At 58.9% G+C, this 19337-nt stretch carries 14 protein-coding genes; 9 read left to right on the forward strand and 5 right to left on the reverse strand.

What is annotated here, in order from left to right; translation table 11 throughout:
* Positions 1–64 precede the first annotated feature (64 nt).
* The 6 genes from ribD to CAUR_RS11535 all read left to right on the forward strand — a co-directional run bounded on the left by ribD (position 65) and on the right by CAUR_RS11535 (position 9106).
* Complete coding sequence (gene ribD / locus CAUR_RS11510; RefSeq protein WP_012258062.1) at positions 65–1240, forward strand: bifunctional diaminohydroxyphosphoribosylaminopyrimidine deaminase/5-amino-6-(5-phosphoribosylamino)uracil reductase RibD; 1176 nt, start codon at positions 65–67, stop codon at positions 1238–1240.
* Positions 1221–1829, forward strand: a complete 609-nt coding sequence (gene ribE / locus CAUR_RS11515) for a riboflavin synthase (RefSeq protein WP_012258063.1) — start codon at positions 1221–1223, stop codon at positions 1827–1829. Before ribD ends, ribE begins: the two co-directional genes overlap by 20 nt.
* Positions 1829–3037, forward strand: coding sequence for a bifunctional 3,4-dihydroxy-2-butanone-4-phosphate synthase/GTP cyclohydrolase II (locus tag CAUR_RS11520; RefSeq protein WP_012258064.1), 1209 nt, complete (start codon positions 1829–1831; stop codon positions 3035–3037). The genes ribE and CAUR_RS11520 overlap by 1 nt, the downstream gene beginning before the upstream one ends.
* Positions 3024–3491, forward strand: coding sequence for a 6,7-dimethyl-8-ribityllumazine synthase (ribH, locus tag CAUR_RS11525; protein WP_012258065.1), 468 nt, complete (start codon positions 3024–3026; stop codon positions 3489–3491). Before CAUR_RS11520 ends, ribH begins: the two co-directional genes overlap by 14 nt.
* A gap of 3120 nt (positions 3492–6611) precedes the next feature.
* Positions 6612–7565 carry a TIGR01777 family oxidoreductase gene (locus CAUR_RS11530; RefSeq protein WP_012258066.1) on the forward strand — a complete coding sequence of 318 codons (954 nt, stop codon included), beginning with the start codon at positions 6612–6614 and terminating at the stop codon, positions 7563–7565.
* Positions 7566–7933: 368 nt separating this feature from the next.
* The gene (locus tag CAUR_RS11535) at positions 7934–9106 is read left to right on the forward strand and encodes a S1C family serine protease (RefSeq protein ID WP_012258067.1); all 1173 of its coding nucleotides are present in this window, start codon (positions 7934–7936) and stop codon (positions 9104–9106) included.
* A gap of 682 nt (positions 9107–9788) precedes the next feature.
* Here the strand turns inward: CAUR_RS11535 and CAUR_RS11540 are convergent.
* Positions 9789–10430 carry an NUDIX hydrolase gene (locus tag CAUR_RS11540; protein WP_012258068.1) on the reverse strand — a complete coding sequence of 214 codons (642 nt, stop codon included), beginning with the start codon at positions 10428–10430 and terminating at the stop codon, positions 9789–9791.
* A 144-nt stretch (positions 10431–10574) separates the two neighbouring features.
* Between CAUR_RS11540 and CAUR_RS11545 the strand changes: the two genes are divergently transcribed.
* Entirely contained in the window at positions 10575–11930 is a 1356-nt protein-coding gene (locus CAUR_RS11545) for an aminotransferase family protein (protein WP_012258069.1), read from the forward strand.
* Positions 11931–12503: 573 nt separating this feature from the next.
* On the opposite strand, the gene panC is transcribed toward CAUR_RS11545, so the two are convergent.
* Together panC and panB are read right to left on the reverse strand one after the other, a co-directional pair.
* Positions 12504–13349 carry a pantoate--beta-alanine ligase gene (panC, locus tag CAUR_RS11550; RefSeq protein ID WP_012258070.1) on the reverse strand — a complete coding sequence of 282 codons (846 nt, stop codon included), beginning with the start codon at positions 13347–13349 and terminating at the stop codon, positions 12504–12506.
* 852 nt (positions 13350–14201) lie between these two features.
* On the reverse strand, positions 14202–15047 hold the full coding sequence (gene panB / locus CAUR_RS11555; protein ID WP_012258071.1) for a 3-methyl-2-oxobutanoate hydroxymethyltransferase: 846 nt from the start codon (positions 15045–15047) through the stop codon (positions 14202–14204).
* A gap of 283 nt (positions 15048–15330) precedes the next feature.
* On the opposite strand from panB, the gene CAUR_RS11560 reads away from it, so the two are divergent.
* Positions 15331–16272, forward strand: coding sequence for an alpha/beta fold hydrolase (locus tag CAUR_RS11560; RefSeq protein WP_012258072.1), 942 nt, complete (start codon positions 15331–15333; stop codon positions 16270–16272).
* On the opposite strand, the gene CAUR_RS11565 is transcribed toward CAUR_RS11560, so the two are convergent.
* Positions 16258–17262, reverse strand: coding sequence for a TerC family protein (locus CAUR_RS11565; RefSeq protein WP_012258073.1), 1005 nt, complete (start codon positions 17260–17262; stop codon positions 16258–16260). The two genes, CAUR_RS11560 and CAUR_RS11565, sit on opposite strands and share 15 nt — an antisense overlap.
* Before the next feature lie 359 nt (positions 17263–17621).
* Between CAUR_RS11565 and CAUR_RS11570 the strand changes: the two genes are divergently transcribed.
* A complete protein-coding gene (locus CAUR_RS11570; protein ID WP_012258074.1) occupies positions 17622–18725 on the forward strand; it encodes a calcium/sodium antiporter in 1104 nt (367 codons plus the stop codon).
* A 9-nt stretch (positions 18726–18734) separates the two neighbouring features.
* Here CAUR_RS11570 and CAUR_RS11575 read toward each other — a convergent pair whose 3' ends face one another.
* Positions 18735–19112, reverse strand: coding sequence for a cupredoxin domain-containing protein (locus CAUR_RS11575; protein ID WP_012258075.1), 378 nt, complete (start codon positions 19110–19112; stop codon positions 18735–18737).
* Between the last annotated feature and the right edge of the window lie 225 nt (positions 19113–19337).

The following is a 19337-nucleotide window of genomic DNA, read 5'->3' on the forward strand; positions in this document are numbered from 1 at the left end:
GCTCGCTTCCTCTGCGTTGCCGCTTCCTCCGCGATGCCCCGAAGGTGTGTTCAGGGGTGTCGCGATGAACCATCAACCACACGTTTTCACGCTCGAATATGCCGTAGAACTGGCTCTGCAACAGGCGGCGGCGGTTGTCGGTCGCACCAGCCCCAATCCGCCGGTTGGGGCGGTGGTTGTGCGTGATGGGCAGGTAGTTGGGCTTGGCGCAACCCAGCCCGCCGGTGGTCCACACGCCGAACGGATAGCCCTGGCCGCAGCCGGTGAGCGGGCACGCGGGGCCGACCTCTACACCACGCTCGAACCATGCACCTTCTACGGGCGCACGCCGCCCTGCACTGAGGCGATCATCGCCGCCGGGATCCGGCGGGTCTTCTTCATTGCCCACGATCCCGATCCGCGCATGGGAGACGGGGCAGCCGCTGTGTTGCAGCCTGCCGGGATCGAGGTGTACCGGATCACGACCGGAGCGGCAACTGTAGCCGGGCAACTGGCTCCGTTTCGCTGTCGGGTGCAGTGTGGTCGGCCACTGGTGACCGCCAAGTACGCCATGACGCTCGATGGCCGTATTGCCACTGCGAGTGGTGATAGCCGTTGGATCACCGATCCGGCAGCCCGTGCCCAGGTGCATCGCCTGCGCGATCAGGTGGATGTGATTATGGTGGGTGTTGGCACTATCCGCAATGATGATCCGCAGTTGACGACGCGCCTTGATCAGCACTGGCGCGAACCACGCCACCCCCTGCGGGTCATTGTTGATAGTCGCGGCCAGACACCTCTGCACGCCCGTGTGGTACGTGGTGATCTTCCCGGTCAAACGCTCATCGCCTGTGTTCAGCCTGAGCCAGCCTGGCTGGCTGCCATGCAGTCCCGTGGCGTGCGGGTTGTGCAATTCCCGCCAGATGCTACCGGGCGCGTCGCTCTCGCACCGTTGTTGCACTATCTGGCTCACGAGGGCTACAACCACCTGCTGGTTGAAGGCGGAGCCATGTTGCTCGGCGCATTGCATGCCGAGTGTTTGATTGACGAGATTTGGGCATTTATCGGGGCGCGTGTCGTGAACGATGCCCTGGCGCCAGGGCCAATGGCCGGACCTGGCGTCGCTTGCATGGCGATGGCTCGCCGTTATCGGCTCCGGCGGCTTGAACAATACGACCAGGATGCGTTGTTGATTGCCACGGCAGTTGATGCACCGTGGTGGGATGTTGAGGAGGTTGCTGATGTTTACCGGCATTGTTGAAGAGATGGGCACAGTTGCTCATATCGTAAGCACGCAAGAACAGGCCAACCAGATCACGATTACCTGTCGCACTGTGCTTGAGGGAACGCGTATCGGCGATAGCATTGCCGTCAATGGCACCTGTCTGACGGTGACGGCACTCACCGCAGATAGCTTCACCGTCGGCCTGAGTCCAGAGACCTTGCGTCGCACCAATCTGGGCCGGCTGCACGTCGGTGACCCGGTGAATCTCGAACGGGCACTGGCGTTTGGTGGTCGGATGGGTGGGCATTACGTGCAGGGGCACGTCGACGGCGTTGGCGAGATTGTAGCGATTGTGCCTGAAGGTGACTCAAAGCGAGTGACAATCCGCCCGCCGGCTGCTTTGCTGCCGTATATCGTCGAAAAAGGCTACATCGCGGTTGACGGCGTCAGCCTGACGGTGGCCGAGATGGGGCGTGAGACGTTTACCGTTGCCCTGGTTGCGTATACCCAATCGGCAGTCATCATGGGCCGTCAGACGGTGGGAGCATTGGTGAATATAGAGGTTGATATTATCGCCAAGTATGTTGAACGCCTGCTTGAGGCGTATCGCCAGGAGGCTCGCTAATGTTCGCATCAGTGGAAGAAGCGCTGCGCGATTACGCGGCTGGCCGGATGATCATCATCGTTGATGATGCTGATCGCGAGAATGAGGGCGATCTGGCCTGTGCTGCACAACACGTCACTGCTGAAACAATTGCATTTATGGCGCGCGAAGGGCGGGGGCTGATCTGTCTGGCGCTCGCCGGCGAGATAGCCGACCGTCTGGGGCTAGAGCCGATGGTACGGCAGAATCGGGCTCGTTTCGGTACCAATTTTACGGTATCAATTGAAGCTGCTCACGGCGTTACCACCGGTATCTCGGCTGCCGACCGGGCGCATACGATTCGCGTTGCGGTTGACCCACACAGTGGCCCGCACGATCTGGTACAACCGGGTCACGTCTTTCCCCTGCGGGCTGCGCCCAACGGTGTCCTGGAGCGGCGCGGTCAGACGGAAGCGGCAGTTGATCTGGCCCGGCTGGCGGGCCTGCGACCGGCTGGTGTCATCTGCGAAATAATGAACGACGATGGTACGATGGCCCGTGGCCCTGATCTTGTCCGCTTCGCCGTCAGGCACAACCTCAAGATCATCAGCGTCGAGCAACTGGTTGCCTACCGCAAACGTCACGAACGTCTGATTGAGCGCATGGCCGAAGCGCAGCTTCCAACCCGCTATGGCACGTTTCGCGCCGTCTCGTACAGCGCCCGTTGTGCCCCCCACGAAGCAGTTGCGCTGATCATCGGTCATCCCAAACCTGATCAGCCGATCCTGGTGCGCCTCCACTCTGAATGCCTGACCGGTGATGTATTTGGGAGTCTCCGCTGCGATTGCGGCGAGCAGATCGATACCGCGCTGCATCAGATGGCTGCTGCCGGCTGTGGGGTATTGGTCTACCTGCGCCAGGAAGGTCGTGGCATCGGCCTGCACAACAAACTGCGCGCCTATGCCCTACAAGAACAGGGATTTGACACCGTGGCCGCAAACGAACAACTCGGCTTCCCTGCCGATCTGCGCGACTATACGGTTGGCGCACAGATTCTTACCGATCTCGGCGTGCGCACCGTTCATCTGCTGACCAACAACCCGCAGAAAGTAGCTGCCTTACGCGAATTTGGCTTTGCCGTGACGCAGGTTCCCATCTGTGGTACACCAAATCCGCACAACATTGCCTATCTGCTCACCAAACGGAATCGTCTAGGACATCAACTGGAGTGCATCTATGACCATCTATGAAGGCACGTATATCGGCAGTGGCTTACGGATAGCGATTGTCGTCAGCCGCTGGAACGACCTGATTACCAACCGTCTGCTCGAAGGTGCGCGAGATGGACTGCTGCGGCATGGCGTAGCTGCGGATCATATCGACATTGCCTGGGTACCAGGCTCATTCGAGTTGCCGCTGGTATGCCATCGCCTGGCCGAGAGCAGTCGCTACGATGCAATCATTGCCCTCGGTGCCGTGATTCGCGGTGCCACCACGCATCACGAGCACGTCGCTGCCGCTGCCAGCAGCGGGATTGCCCAGGTCAGCCTGCAAACCGGCGTCCCGTGTATCTTCGGCGTCATCACCACCGACAACATCGAGCAGGCTATCGAGCGCGCCGGTACCAAAGCCGGCAACAAAGGCTTTGAAGCGGCCACCGCCGCGATTGAGATGGCTACGCTGTTGCAGAGGCTAAATGGTTGATGGTATCGAGTCCGGTTTAATATGAGTCATGGCAAGCCACCTGCCATCACCCTCACGCGGTGCCTTTAAGTGCTCCATCGTGGCACGCAAGCGTCGGTATACCCTGGGAGCGCACGCCTCCGGCGCGCTCACCGGGAGCACACCCCCCCAATCGCTCACTGGGAGCGCGCGCCTCCGGCGCGATCACCGGGAGCACACCCCCCCAATCGCTCACTGGGAGTGCGCGCCTCCGGTGCGCTCACCGGGAGCACAACCCTCCAATCGCTCACTGGGAGCGTGCGCCTCCGGCGCGCTCGACACCTGACATCGCCCCCCTCCCAACCTCCCCCCGCTGGGGGGAGGAGCCGAGAACGTACACCCGTCCCCGCCGGCTATGCATTACCCACACCTGGTGTCAACCACGTGCGTACCAGCGGGGATGATCGCCATAGGTGCTGTTGTGGGCGATTGGTCCGGTGGCAGTGCACTACTCCAGCCGTGCTATCACGTGCTGGATGAGTTGTCTTACTCGCGCATCATGTGCGTGGCGCACGGTTTGGAGTGCGGCAGCCATGCTGCCGCGCCGGCCGTGCTCGCGATTAAGGGCGGGGTACAGCGGATTCCTCATCGGTCACTTTTTCATTACCCATACGTCGCCTGACAGCCGGTCTCCTCTGAGAGACGATCCGGAGGTTCACTCACCGTTTGCAACAGCCCCCCTCCCAACCTCCCCCCGCTGGGGGGAGGAGCCGAGAACGTACACCCGTCCCCGCTGGCTATGCATTACCCACACCTGGTGTCAACCACGTGCGTACCAGCGGGGATGATCGCCATAGGTGCTGTTGTGGGCGATTGACCCGGTGGCAGTGCGCTACTCCAGCCGTGCTATCACGTGCTGGATGAGTTGTCTTACTCGCGCATCAGGTGCGTGGCGCACGGTTTGGAGTGCGGCAGCCATGCTGCCGCGCCGGCCGTGCTCGCGATTAAGGGCGGGGTACAGCGGATTCCTCATCGGTCACTTTTTCATTACCCATACGTCGCCTGACAGCCGGTCTCCTCTGAGAGACGATCCGGAGGTTCACTCACCGTTTGCAACAGCCCCCCTCCCAACCTCCCCCCGCTGGGGGGAGGAGCCGAGAACGTACACCCGTCCCCGCCGGCTATGCATTACCCACACCTGGTGTCAACCACGTGCGTACCAGCGGGGATGATCGCCATAGGTGCTGTTGTGGGCGATTGGTCCGGTGGCAGTGCACTACTCCAGCCGTGCTATCACGTGCTGGATGAGTTGTCTTACTCGCGCATCATGTGCGTGGCGCACGGTTTGGAGTGCGGCAGCCATGCTGCCGCGCCGGCCGTGCTCGCGATTAAGGGCGGGGTACAGCGGATTCCTCATCGGTCACTTTTTCATTACCCATACGTCGCCTGACAGCCGGTCTCCTCTGAGAGACGATCCGGAGGTTCACTCACCGTTTGCAACAGCCCCCCTCCCAACCTCCCCCCGCTGGGGGGAGGAGCCGAGAACGTACACCCGTCCCCGCCGGCTATGCATTACCCACACCTGGTGTCAACCACGTGCGTACCAGCGGGGATGATCGCCATAGGTGCTGTTGTGGGCGATTGGTCCGGTGGCAGTGCGCTACTCCAGCCGTGCTATCACGTGCTGGATGAGTTGTCTTACTTGCGCATCAGGTGCGTGGCGCACGGTTTGGAGTGCGGCAGCCATGCTGCCGCGCCGGCCGTGCTCGCGATTAAGGGCGGGGTACAGCGGATTCCTCATCGGTCACTTTTTCATTACCCATACGTCGCCTGACAGCCGGTCTCCTCTGAGAGACGATCCGGAGGTTCACTCACCGTTTGCAACAGCCCCCCTCCCAACCTCCCCCCGCTGGGGGGAGGAGCCGAGAACGTACACCCGTCCCCGCCGGCTATGCATTACCCACACCTGGTGTCAACCACGTGCGTACCAGCGGGGATGATCGCCATAGGTGCTGTTGTGGGCGATTGACCCGGTGGCAGTGCGCTACTCCAGCCGTGCTATCACGTGCTGGATGAGTTGTCTTACTCGCGCATCATGTGCGTGGCGCACGGTTTGGAGTGCGGCAGCCATGCTGCCGCGCCGGCCGTGCTCACGATCCGGCGCGTGGCATACTGTTACCCATCCTGGTCACGGGGGTGCTGGATGGGATCGTGCCGATCATCGAGTCAGTCAGGCATGCATACGATCCCTGCGCGTAGACGTTTGGTTGTACCAGGTTTGTGCCTGCGCACCAGCGGCCACGGCCAGCACCTGACAGCGGTGGCGATGACACCTGCACGCGGGCTGGAAGCCCGCGCCACGGGGAGCCGCCACAGGGATCGCTGGCAGTCCAGCCTGACGCAGCGTGACAGGTGGGGAATGCATAGGGGAGCGGGGAGCATGGCGAGCTGCACTGGGGCGTCCTGATGCCATGACGGTAGGTGCGCTCATCTGTTCTGCCTGTTCCTCCCCCCAGCGGGGGGAGGTTAGGAGGGGGGCCGGGATTGCGGTGAACGAGCACCAGTATGGAGCACGCCTCCACTGGGCTATGCATGACCCATAACCAGGTTGTCAACCGCTTCGCTCATCAGCAGTACCTATCTCATCATACACGATCCTGGCACTATCGCGTTGCACTGCGGTGGTGAGGGTATTACGTCACGAACGGAAAGCGGATGGTCGCAGTGGTGGCGATGGTAGACGGTGTATCAATCCGTGGCGCAGGTGGGAAGCCTTTACACCAGCGGCCACGACCAGCCCCTGACGGCGGTGGCGATGACACCTGCACGCGGGCTGGAAGCCCGCGCCACAGGGGGTACTTGCAGCCGGCCTGACGCAGCGTGACAGGTGGGTAATGCATGGAGAAAGCAAGCACGCCGTGATACCGATACGCCGGCAGGCACCTGCTTTCCGGCAGATAGACTGAACATTTCAGATTAGAACATTAGTTCTGAAAACGGACGTTTACCTCTCACCACCTGACTGGTAGGCTGAAGCATCTGCCACCCGCACAGGCGAACGACTATTCGGCGCTGGACGATGTACGGCTCATCCATAGTAACGCACGGCTTCAGCAAAGGCCGACCATTGACAGCGTTACGTATGCAGGGTACGATGATAATATGAGCACAAAACGCATTATCATCACCGGGGCAACTGGCCTCATCGGGCGCAGGCTGGTTGCCGAATTACGCAACGACTACCACCTGGTCATCTTCAGTCGTGACCCGGCGCGGGCACGGTCAACCCTGCCCGGTGCTGCCGATTATGTTGCCTGGCAGCCATCTGAACAGGGGCCGTGGGCGGCTGCGGTTGATGGTGCCTGGGCGGTGGTTCATCTGGCCGGGGCACCGATTTCGACCGGTTTGCTCGGCAAACGATGGACACCCGAATACAAGGCAGAGATTCGCGACAGTCGGGTGATTGGCACCCGTGGTATCGTCAATGCCATCGCTGCCGCGTCGCAGCGACCCAGCGTCTTCGTCTGTGCGTCGGCGGTTGGCTACTACGGCCCGTATCGCGACAACACCCCGCTCACCGAAGATTCGCCGCCGGGACGTGATTTTCTGGCGCAGGTCTGCGTGGCGTGGGAAGCAGAAGCCGTGCGTGCGGAAGAGTACGGCGTGCGCACCGTGCGCTTACGCACCGGTCTGGTGCTCGATCCCACATCGGGAGCGTTGCCGCAGATTATGCTGCCCTTCAAGCTCATGACCGGCGGCCCCATCCTGCCCGGCACGCAGGTCTATCCCTGGATTCACCCTGACGACGAGGTAGGCTTAATTCGCTTTGCCCTGGAAAACGATCAGGTGCGTGGCCCGCTCAACGCTGCCGCGCCGGGGGCATTGTCCAACCGCGACTTCGCCGCTATCGTCGGCAAAGTGCTCGGCTCACCCTCCTGGCTACCGGTTCCTGAATTCAGTTTGCGGATTGCCCTGGGCGAAATGGCCGATCTGGTCGTCTACGGCCAGAATGCCGTTCCCCGCAAAGCTCTCGACCTCGGCTACCAGTTCCGGTTTCCCACATTGGAACCGGCCCTCCGCGATCTGCTCGATCTGCCGGAGCCGGTGAAGCGCTGAGCGGGGTAGGGGTGGGGGAACTTTGAGTTAGGCAGATACATCGTTTCGGCGGCACGAGTTTCCTTCACGGTCAAACGGTTGTATTTCTTACTGAGATTACGGAAGCAAGTCCCCCCACTCGTCCGCAATACCCCAATATCACTCACCCCCCCTCCTCTTCCCCTCCTACCTTCTACCTCCTATCTTCTATCTCCTATCTTCTATCTTCTATCTCCTATCTTCTACCTCCTACCTCCTACCTCCTACTTCCTCCCCCAAAATCTCATCACCTTCTAACAACCTTCTAACCAAACATTAAAAACTTCCCGTCATGATACTCTTAGCGAAAACGACGGCATCGTTGTCGTCTGACGCCAGGGAGGTGTACGATGAATGTTAATCGTTTAGCATTAATCTTTGTCTTCTTACTCGGCATCTTTATCGGCGTTGCCGGTGGTGCCGCAACCGGCGGTCTGGTCAGTTATCTGGTGGCCCGCCAGACCGTGGCTCAGGTCGCGGCCACAGTCACGACCATCAATGCCCAGCCGGTCACTGCAAGCAATGGAACTTCGTCCGCAAACCAAACCGTTACCCAACCGGTCGAGGTTGTCAGTGTCTCTGATGCGATGGTTGAAGCCGTGAAGCGCGTAGCGCCGGCAGTTGTCACCGTCACCGTTACCGGCAGCACCGGTCAGGGGAGCGGGAGCGGTGTCATTATCAGTGATCAGGGCTACATCATCACCAACAACCACGTTGTCAGTGGGGGTAATCGTTATTACGTACTCTTCGCTGATGGTACCCGCCGCGAAGCTGAGCTGGTTGGTACCGACTCGCTCAATGATATTGCAGTGCTGAAAGTCGATGGCGAGGTGCCGGGTGTCGCCGCTATCGGTGACTCGTCGGCGTTGCAGCCCGGCGAAACGGTGCTGGCTATCGGTAGTCCACTCGGTAATTTCCGCAACACGGTGACTGCCGGTGTGGTCAGCGCACTGAACCGTTCGGTGCCCGGTAGTGGGATGGAGGGTCTGATTCAGACCGATGCCGCGATCAACAGTGGGAACAGCGGTGGCCCGCTGATCAACCTGCGCGGTGAAGTCGTCGGCATCAACACGCTGGTTGTACGCAACGATCTCGGTTTCGGGTCGAGTGCGCCGGTTGAGGGACTTGGCTTCGCGGTGCCGAGCAGCATCTTCGCCAACGTTGCCGACCAGATCATCCGTACCGGTCAGGTGCGCTATCCGTTCCTGGGTATTACCTACCTGATGATCGATGGTGAAGTTGCCGCAGAGTACAATCTGCCGGTGCAGAATGGCGCTTATATCAATGCCGGTATCAGTGGCCAGCCCGCCGTCTTGCCGAACACCGCCGCAGCACAGGCCGGTTTGCGTGAAGGCGACATTATCCTCGCCGTGAATGATCAGCGCCTCGATGGCACCGTCTCGCTGCGCCAGCTTCTCTTGCAGTATCGCCCTGGTGATACGGTGGAATTGACCATCCTCCGCGATGGACAGGAGCAGCGGGTGTCGGTGACCCTGGGTGAACGTCCGGCTGACCTGCGTTGAGAGCCAGGCGTGTTCGCGTCACAGGTTTGGGGTGTGGCAGAAATAGTGCCACACCTTTAGTCATGTTACGGGTGCGTGTGGAAGCCATGCTGCTGCGCCTGTTGTGTTCTGTGCCGTATCAAATCTAACGTAATAACGAACAGGACACTGCACCCGAATATAGTCCCGCTGTGCGCAAACACTGGGAGCGTGCGCCTCCGGCGCGCCATCTGGAAAACGCTGGGAGCATGCGCCTCTGGCTCGCCGCCTGCTGTCAGCGGAATATTGCCACCCTGCACCGGCGCACGACAGCGGGAACTATCCTGCTCCGGCGATCCCCGCCCCAGTAGGGGCAGGCAGGGGTGGGGGTGTGTCGTAGTATCACCCGTCACCCGCTGACCACCCATCACGCCGGCGCTGTCTTTGCACACATGCGATCTCACGTCATAACCCAAGTTGCCACCTACGCCGCAAGCAGGTCATGTGAGGCTGCCTGCCAGGATGAACAGTAAGACTCTACGCGCAACACCTGCACCGTAACTGCATGAACGATTTGGGTAGCAGCCGGTTCTTATAGACGCGCCTACGTCACGTTTCAAAGTAGCAACTCGTGTTCCTATCCTCTGTGTCTCCGTGCCTCTGTGGTGACAAAGGTAGCAACCTGGGCGATCATGCCCCACCCCAACTGAGTTATTCAGACAGCCTATCCCTGCCCCGCGCGCCGCAACCGCGCCACAAATTCACTCAGCAGCAGCGCAGTTGCCCCCCATACCTTGTACCCGTTCAAGGCAAAAAAGGGTACCCGCATCGGCGTACCGTTGCGCTCCCAAATCTCCTCGCGCACCGTGGCCGGATCGAGAAGTGTCGCCAGGGGGACGGTGAAGACGTGTTCCACCTCTTCGGGATCGGGCTGCAGCTCGCATGAGGTTGGGTACAAGCCAACGATTGGCGTCAGATAGTTATTACTCGGCGGAATGTAGAACGTCGAGAGTTGACCGATCACGACAACCTGGGTTGGATTGATACCTATCTCTTCCTGAGCTTCGCGTAGCGCCGCCCCCACTGCCCCATCGTCGGTTGGATCAATGCCACCACCCGGTAGCGACACCTCACCGCGATGGGTGGTCACCCGACTCGAACGGACTGTCAGCGGAATGTGTAAGGTGTCGGCGTGGGGGATGAGTAAGAGCAGCCCTGCCGATGCGCGTGGGGTTACACCTGGCGGCGGCTGAAACGGACGCAGTGGCGTACCGTCGAGCCGACGTAACACGAGTAGCTCGCTCGACGGTGGCGACGGGGCGGCCAGGGCCGCCTCGATCAACTCGATCTGTCTTCTCCAGCTCATAGCTGTCTCCAACCTCTATGTGTCTGTCTGATATTGTACCCTATCCACTGCGTACCACCTGCCGCGCAGGTACAGCTTGCCGTCTCTCCACTTCTCCGCTACAATCCAACCATCAACACCGATATTCCCAACAAGGAGGAGCGCGTGAACACCCTGCAAGAACAGCTTCAGGCCGACCATGAGTATCTCATCCACCCCCTCACCCACCCGACGGCGCACCAGAATCCGAAAATCTGGGTTGCCGGTCGTGGTTCAATTGTGATTGACGCCGAGGGGCGCGAGTATATTGACGGTCTGAGCGGACTGTGGAATGTCAATGTCGGCCATGGTCGGGCCGAGCTGGCCGAAGCGGCCTGCAACCAGATGAAGCAACTGGCCTACTACTCGGCTTACGTTGGCTCGACGAACCTGCCGGCAATTGAACTGGCGCGGAAACTCAGCGAACTCTTCTATCCGAGTATCAACCACTTCTTCTTCACCTCGGGCGGTGCCGAGAGCACCGAAAGCTCGTTCAAGACCGCACGTTTCTACTGGAAGGCGGTCGGCAAGCCGGAGAAGGTCAAGTTTATTTCGCGCATGAAGGGCTATCACGGCGTCACTATGGCGGCGATGAGTGCTACCGGCCTGCCCGCGTACTGGCCGATGTTTGAGCCGCGTGTACCGGGATTCATCCATATCGAGTCGCCGTACCCCTACCGCTTCGTCAATCCTACCCCGCACCTGAGCGATGGGGTGGCCGCAGCCAACCTGCTCGAAGAGGCGATTGTACGTGAAGGGCCGGACACGGTTGCAGCCTTCATCGCTGAACCGGTGCAGGGGGCCGGTGGCGTCATTCCCCCGCAAGACGACTACTTCAAGCGCATTCGCGAAATCTGCGACTACTACGATGTGCTCTTGATCAGCGATGAAGTCATCACCGGGTTTGGGCGTACCGGGCGCTGGTTTGGGCTGGAACACTACGGAATCGAGCCGGATATTGCCCAGTTCGCGAAGGGGATTACATCGGGCTACATTCCCCTCGGTGGCATCGGCGTGAGCGACCGCATCTACGAGGCTATCCAGTCGGTGCCACCCGAACAGCGCTGGATGCACGCCTTCACCTATTCAGGCCACCCGACCGCCTGTGCCGTTGCCCTGGCCAACATCGCCATCATCGAACGCGAGGGCCTGGTGCAGCGGGCCGCCGAAGTTGGCGATTACATGCTGCGGCGACTGCAAGAGCTGTACGCCCTACCGCATGTCGGGAACGTCCGAGGTAAAGGTATGATGGCCGGAATTGAACTGGTCGCAGACACTGCAACCAAAGCGCCCTTCCCTGCCAGTGCCAACGTCGGCGTGCGCGTCCAAAAAGAGATGACTGCTCGCGGCCTCTTCACCCGTGTCGTGGGGGACACGATCTGTCTGGCGCCGCCGCTGGTCACCACCTACGAACAGATCGATCAGATCGTGCAAATCATCGCCGACTCGATTGAAGCCACGGTAGCTGCGGTTAAGGCGTGATGTCGGCAAGTTGCCCCTCACTTCTCCCGCTCTGGGCAAAGTTCAGGGGTGGGTAGACGCGGTACAAGGTGTCCATTGGCGAAGCGGTGAGTGTCGTAGGGGCGACGCATGCGTCGCCCCTACAGGCGAGGGGTGCAGCGTTTAGCTCTACCGGTACGTGCCCCCGATGCAGGGAATGCATGAGCTTAGGCTGGCAGCCTGTTCCACGTCCGAACACCACATCTTGCGCAACAACCTGCATCGTTCAGGTGTGATCCTTGTATCGAAGCGATACCAGGCATTCATTGGCGAGGTGCGGGTGAGGTCGGCGTCGTCGTAGGGGCGACGCATGCGTCGCCCCTACAGGCGTGGGTGCAGCGTTTATCCCGGATTGATAGAGCGCGATTTCTACCGCATCAGAATGCCGTGGCAGAGGTCTCTAGTCCCCTCTCCCGCAATGCTTATGGGTAGACGGAAAACATCAGCCAACTCAACGTCTACCGCATCAGGAAGCCCTGAATCAAACCTCTCATCTCCCCTCTCCCGCGCCGCGGGAGAGGGGCCGGGGGTGAGGGTCAACCCGCTCACTATCGTCTATTTTCCTTCCCCTTCCAACAGCCAGTTGTCGATCAGGCGCACCTGGTCGAAGCGCACGGCCATCGACAACAAAGCACCGTCCGCACCAATCCGATCCAGTTCACGCAACGTGAGCGGATGGGCCACGCTAACGTAATCCGGTCGGGCCAGCGGCTCCCCGGCGAGCACACTTCGCATCACTGCTCGCAGCGTCTCGGCGTCACGCTCACCGGCAGCGTAGCGTTCGGCAGCGGTGCGCAGTGCCCGGTAGAGCACCGGTGCGGCGGCTCGCTGTTCGGCGTTCAAATAGACGTTACGACTACTGAGCGCCAGACCATCAGGTTCGCGTACCGTCGGTACAATCACAATCTCAACCGGGAGATTTAGATCGCGAACCATCTGACGCACTACAACCGTCTGTTGGGCATCCTTCTGCCCGAAGTAGCTCTTGGTCGGCTGCACAATATTAAACAGCTTACAGACAACGGTCGCGACACCCCGAAAATGGCCGGGTCGGGCCGCCCCTTCCAGCACCTCATCAGCGGCAGGCTGAATGACATAGGTGCCGAATCCGGGCGGATACATCTCTTCGACCGAAGGGATAAATACCAGATCAACACCGGCTGCTTCGAGCAGCGCCAGATCGCGGTTAGTATCGCGTGGATAGCGGGCATAGTCCTCGTTAGGGCCAAACTGCGTTGGATTGACAAAGATACTCACCGCTACTGCCGGGCATTCGCGACGGGCCTGTTCAACCAGCGCCAGATGTCCCTGATGCAAATACCCCATCGTCGGCACGAACCCCAGGACATCAAACGCCGCCCGTGCCTGTCGAAATTCGGCGACTGTGTGTAGGACTTTCATAGCATGTTTCCTCGTTGTCTTGCTCAACGTTGAGCCTGATCGCACCCATCATCAATAACAATGTGGCATTTCTGAGTCTCTGCTCACCCTCATCCCGCGAGGTGAGGCTACACCATCTTACAACAATTGGTTACGTAGTGTTGCGTTGAGCGTATGGTGAAGGAAGAGCATATCACAGCGGTACGCCAGCACCGGCATCCCCTGGGAGCGCGTGCCTCCGGTGCGCCCACCACCTGCACCCACCTTCGTCTAGCGAGGCATCACCCCCCCTGACCCAACCCGTGCCGGAGGTTCCTGCCCAGCGGGGATGGGGTAGGGTGGGGGCGGGTCAGGACATCCTGTAACCGCCCGCTATGCCTTCATCTGGCGAGGTCACGCAAGCCAGACCCACCACGCGCCAGCGGGAGCCAGCCGTCGCCGGAGGTTCCCACCCCCGCTGGGGGTGGGGTAGGGTGGGGGCGGGTCAGCATCCCCTGGGAGCGCGCGCCTCCGGCGCACCCATCACCTGCAACCACCTGCTGTACCTTCGTCTAGCGAGGCATCACACCCCCTGACCCAACCCGTGCCGGAGGTTCCCGCCCGGCGGGGGCGAGGTAGGGTGGGGGCGGGTCAGGAAACCCCGTAACCGCCCGCTATGCCTTCATCTGGCGAGGTCACGCAAGCCAGACCCACCACGCGCCAGCGGGAGCCAGCCGTCGCCGGAGGTTCCCACTCCCGCTGGGGGCGGGGTAGGGTGGGGGCGGGTCAGCATCCCCTGGGAGCGCACACATCCGGCGCGCTCACCAAGCCGCAACGAGCAGCTTTGCAAACCGCTGCGGGATGATGCCCGAAGAGGTTCTTCGTCATCGTTGCCTATTCCGTCGCCTGATCTTGACTCCCCAGCGCTGCGGCTAGCTCTGCCGGATCCATCCGACTGCTATGTTCAGGGCCAGGGAACGTACCATTACGCACATCACTGGCGTACTGACTCAGCGCCTCGGCAATAATTGTTGCCAGATCGGCGTACCGCTTTGCGTGACGGGGTAAAAAGTCGCTGTACAGACCGAGCATATCGTGCCAGACCTGCACCTGACCGCTACAGCCGGCTCCGGCACCGATCCCGATAGTCGGAATCCGCAACCGTTCCGTAATGGCCTGGGCCAGCTCTGCCGGTACCAGCTCCAGCACAATCGCGAAGGCACCGGCTTCTTGCACGGCCAGCGCATCGGCGAGCAGTCGTTGCGCCTCAGCAGCCCGTCGCCCTTGCACGCGCAACCCAATCTGGTTAACCGCCTGTGGCGTAAAGCCAATGTGCCCCATCACCGGAATCCCGGCCTGAACCAGGCGGGCAATGGTAGGAGCGATATGCACACCGCCTTCCAGCTTGACGGCCTGCGCACCGGCTTCCTGCAACATCCGTCCGGCACTCTGCATCGCCTGCTCTGGTGATGTGTAGGTAAGGAATGGGAGATCACCGATAACCAGGGCTTTTTGCGTACCACGCACGACGGCGCGCGTATGGTGAATCATGTCGTCAAGCGTCACCGGTACGGTAGAATTGTAGCCCAGCACGACCATGCCTAACGAATCCCCTACCAGAATCAATGGAATTCCGGCGCGATCAGCAATCTGAGCCGAGGTATAGTCATACGCGGTGACCATTGGGATTCGCTCGCCGCGATCGCGCATCTGCTGAATATCGCGAATGGTTATGCGCATTGCCGGCTCCTTATTAGTTGTGCTCTGCCGGTCGTTCCGGCTATTTGATTGCTCGATTGTAGCACACCAACGGAAAAAGCTGGTTGTTTCGCTAGATGCCCTGCTTTTTTATGCCTTATTGAGTTGTTATCTCAATATTGATAAATACCTTTGATCACATCTCACCGTAAATCTACGACGTACCATCGTGTAAAAATAGTAGTGTTGTCATGCTTAAAAACATTTGACAAACCAACTTGTGTATTCTAAAATTAGAAAAGATTCCTTGCATAAAGGTAGCGCCATGAAGCGAGAACCCACGATGGATATCCCCGTTGATCTTGTCCCTTACGCTCGTCGGGTTGCGCTGCGTGATGTGGACATCTTCTACTACGCTGCCGGTTCCACTAACCTACCACCGCTCCTTCTCTTGCATGGCCTGGGTGATGAAGCCGATACCTGGCGTGCGATTATTTCACCACTCTCGCAAATGTATCGGGTGATCGCCCCTGATCTACCGGGTTTTGGCCGTAGTTCCGGGCCTAAAGGCGGGTATAGCCTGACGTTTTTTGCCCGCACCATGGCCGAATTTATCACCACGTTGCAACTCCAACAGATTACGCTTGTTGGCCATTCAATGGGGGCAATGATTGCCCAACGTCTCAGCATTGGCCTGCCTCACCTGATCCAGCAACAGATTCTGATTAGTGGATGTTTACCGGTTAAACGGCGTACTCCACCGCGTCAGTGGTGGCCACTGCTCATTCCCGGTCTTGGTGAGCTGGTGATGAACAGTATGCGTCGTTCGCAGGAACTGGCTTTTCTGAGCCTACAGCCGTTCTACTATAGCCTCTACGACTTGCCGGCTCGTGAACGACGGTTTCTCCGTCGGCGCGTCTGGAAGCGCCTTCATCATCCGCTGCAACGCCGGGCAACTCTCTCGGCCTTGCGCTGGCTGGCGATTGATGCCTTCTTCCGGGCAGAACAGTATCTCGATCTGGTCAGCGAATGTCAGACGCCAACGGTCTTAATCAGTGGTGATCACGACGTGATTGTCGATGGTGAATTGATTGAGTCGATGGAAGTCGTGCTGGAGGGACGGGCACAATACATTTACCTTTCTCGCTGTGGTCACGTGCCACAGCAGGAGCAGCCCGATCTCATTTGCGAATTGATCAGTGGGCTATCTCCTGCTATGTCTGCGGTAGATCTGGAGCTTCAGGGTGAGCCGTTAGACTGTATTTGATGGAGCGGCATGTTCGCTGCTCTCAACCAGTCGCGCCCTGATCAGCGAGGCTACGATTGATACCGTGATAATCGTGGCAACCACGCCGAGTGAAATACCGGTAGGAATCTTCCAGCTCGTACCGATCAGGGCTGCGCTCACATCAGGCAGCAGCATCTTCACACCGACGAAGGCCAGCACTACTGATAAACCCAGTTTCAAGTAGTGGAAGAGATGAACGACACCGGCCAGCACAAAGTACAGTGCCCGCAAGCCCAGGATTGCGAAGACATTCGATGTGTACACGATAAACGGATCTTGGGTCACCGCAAAAATGGCCGGAATTGAGTCGACTGCAAAGATCAGGTCGGTTGTCTCAACCATCACCAACACCAGCAGCAGCGGGGTTGCCATTAGTACGCCATTCTGGCGGGTGAGAAACTTTTGCCCGTCGTAGCGATCACTGATCGGCATAAAGCGCCGGAAAAGGCGTACTACCGGGTTCTTATCAGGCTCTACTTCCTCGTGCTGCGAGGTGGCCATGCGAATACCGGTAAAGATCAGGAAGGCGCCAAAGACCCAGATGATCCAGTGAAATTGCTTGATGAGTGCCGCGCCGGCGGCGATCATGGTGCCCCGCATGATCAGCGCACCGAGAATCCCCCAGAACAGGACGCGGTGCTGGTATTTGGCCGGCACTGCAAAATACGAGAAGATCAATACGAAGACAAAAATATTGTCAACGCTCAGCGCTTTTTCGATTAAATAGCCGGTGAGGAAGGCCAGCCCGGCCTCGCCGGCACTCAAGCTGCTACCCGGCATGATCTGATCCCAGAAGAGATACAATCCAAGATTGAAGACCAGCGCCAGTGAAATCCAGACGACACTCCAGATTGCCGCCTCACGTAACGAGACTTCGTGCGCGTCACGGTGAAATACCCCCAGATCGAGGGCCAGCAGGGCCAGTACAAAGAGGTTAAAACCGATCCAGACCCACACTGCATCGAACATTGTGCTTTTCTCCCTGTCGTACAGTTTGTTTTTTACCACAACAAAAAGGCGAGCCAAACGCAGCTCACCACTGCGTCGGTCTCGCCAGTACGGTTGCCCGATACGCGATGCCACCGGGAATGTTGCATTCCGTCTTGACGGCGACATCAACCCGCAGTCGGCGGGCGGCTACTCCCCAACGTTACGCACTATACAGGATTTTTGCCATTCCTCATAGGGGAATTTTCCCTATTGCTGCTGCTCTCCTTCGGTAGCGCATACAACGAAGATTCGCCCTCGCAAGGGCGATGGTTGTTACGTATAATGTATAAACGTGCATCGTGTCAAATCCTGTGCAAAAGGAGAACATCAATAATCTTATGGATGCCATAACAATCGGCTTGATGCTAGGCGGACTGGTTTGTCTGGCGATTGGCGGCGAGCTGTTGGTGCGTGGTGCGAGTCACCTGGCAGCCCTGGTTGGAGTTTCACCGCTCGTCATCGGTTTGACAGTGGTCTCATTTGGTACCAGTTCACCGGAGCTGGCGGTGAGTGTTCAGGCCGGTCTGGCCGGCAAAAGTGATATTGCGATAGGTAATGTAGTAGGGAGTAATATTTTCAATATTCTGTTCATCCTGGGTGCCTGTGCCCTGATTAGCCCACTGATCGTTGCCGTACAACTCATTCGACGTGAAGTACCCTTCATGATTGCGGTGTCTCTCTTGTTAGCAGTGCTGGCATTCGACGGTACGATTGGCTGGTTGGATGGATTGTTACTCTTCAGCTTACTGCTTGGTTATACCATCTGGTCAATCTATGCCAGCCGTAAGGAGAGTGCCGCCGTGCAGGAGGAGTATGCACAGGAGTATGGTTCACAAAAACTGCGCGAACGCCCGACTATTGCGGTCTGGGTTATGCAGCTTGTGATGATTATTGTTGGATTGGGGTTACTGGCACTCGGCTCGAACTGGCTGGTCGAAAGTGCAACAGCTATTGCGCGTGCCATCGGGATTAGTGATGTTGTGATTGGCTTGACGATTGTGGCTGCCGGTACCTCGTTACCGGAAGTCGTTGCTTCTATTGTTGCCACTCTCAAACAGGAACGCGATATTGCGATTGGCAATGCAGTAGGGAGCAACATTTTCAATATTCTCGGTATTCTGGGGATTGCATCGCTGGTAACACCTGGTGGTCTGGTGGTGGCGCCGTCGGTCATCACGTTTGATCTGCCGGTGATGATTGCCGTGGCCTTTGCCGTTATGCCGATCTTTGTTTCTGGCCTGAGCATCAACCGCTGGGAGGGGGCACTCTTTCTCGGTTATTATGTGGCGTATACAGCCTATCTCATCCTGGCTGCGACTGAACACGATGCGTTGCCCGCGTTCAGCGGCATCATGATGCTCTTCGTCTTGCCGATCACGCTGCTCACCCTGGCTATTCTGACCATCAACGCCATCCGTCGGCGTGACTGGGCGACCTCGTAATGACGGTCATCATGGGGTAACGACCAGAACACCCTGTTGGGCTTCATGGCCGGGAATACGACAGTAGAAACGGTACTCTCCAGGGGCTGGAGCGCGAAAGGCCAGTACCGCATCAACACCCGGATCAGCCGAGACGGTACGGTCTCCGGCGGGTAGCTCAATGGTCAGACTATGCGCTATTTCGCCGCGGTTGCGTAAGCGTAAGAAGACCTGTTCTCCGGTGCGAGCCTCTACGCGGTCGGGATCAAAGCGCATTTCGGTAGCTGTTACCTCAATGCTACGTTCACGCAGCGGTTCACCGCAGGCGCTGAGAATTGTCAGAAACAGAAGAGCGATACCGATGACCTGAAGTGCTTTCAAGATGGAGATGGTGTGTACTTTGCTCATAGCTCACTCGTACTCAAACATTGTTTTCTTGCATGATAACTCTACCAGATATTCGCTGAGTGTGTGGCGAGCCGGGCTGGACACGATCACGGTGCGTGGTAATCGTGTCCAGCGCCGTTATTATCAGGAGTGTGACAGCATCCCCGTTTTGGAGTACAATGGCTGCAAACCCAACACATTCAAATGTTGTTCAGGCAATAGTGCTGGTAAAAAAGTGGTACACGA

The sequence above is a fragment of the Chloroflexus aurantiacus J-10-fl genome (genome assembly GCF_000018865.1).
Classification (GTDB): domain Bacteria; phylum Chloroflexota; class Chloroflexia; order Chloroflexales; family Chloroflexaceae; genus Chloroflexus; species Chloroflexus aurantiacus.

Coding starts and splice junctions, on each gene's coding strand:
- ribD (WP_012258062.1), top strand. CDS start 65: ATGAACCATCAACCACACGTTTTCACGCTCGAATATGCCGTAGAACTG.
- ribE (WP_012258063.1), top strand. CDS start 1,221: ATGTTTACCGGCATTGTTGAAGAGATGGGCACAGTTGCTCATATCGTA.
- CAUR_RS11520 (WP_012258064.1), top strand. CDS start 1,829: ATGTTCGCATCAGTGGAAGAAGCGCTGCGCGATTACGCGGCTGGCCGG.
- ribH (WP_012258065.1), top strand. CDS start 3,024: ATGACCATCTATGAAGGCACGTATATCGGCAGTGGCTTACGGATAGCG.
- CAUR_RS11530 (WP_012258066.1), top strand. CDS start 6,612: ATGAGCACAAAACGCATTATCATCACCGGGGCAACTGGCCTCATCGGG.
- CAUR_RS11535 (WP_012258067.1), top strand. CDS start 7,934: ATGAATGTTAATCGTTTAGCATTAATCTTTGTCTTCTTACTCGGCATC.
- CAUR_RS11540 (WP_012258068.1), bottom strand. CDS start 10,430: ATGAGCTGGAGAAGACAGATCGAGTTGATCGAGGCGGCCCTGGCCGCC.
- panC (WP_012258070.1), bottom strand. CDS start 13,349: ATGAAAGTCCTACACACAGTCGCCGAATTTCGACAGGCACGGGCGGCG.
- panB (WP_012258071.1), bottom strand. CDS start 15,047: ATGCGCATAACCATTCGCGATATTCAGCAGATGCGCGATCGCGGCGAG.
- CAUR_RS11560 (WP_012258072.1), top strand. CDS start 15,331: ATGAAGCGAGAACCCACGATGGATATCCCCGTTGATCTTGTCCCTTAC.
- CAUR_RS11565 (WP_012258073.1), bottom strand. CDS start 17,262: ATGTTCGATGCAGTGTGGGTCTGGATCGGTTTTAACCTCTTTGTACTG.
- CAUR_RS11570 (WP_012258074.1), top strand. CDS start 17,622: ATGGATGCCATAACAATCGGCTTGATGCTAGGCGGACTGGTTTGTCTG.
- CAUR_RS11575 (WP_012258075.1), bottom strand. CDS start 19,112: ATGAGCAAAGTACACACCATCTCCATCTTGAAAGCACTTCAGGTCATC.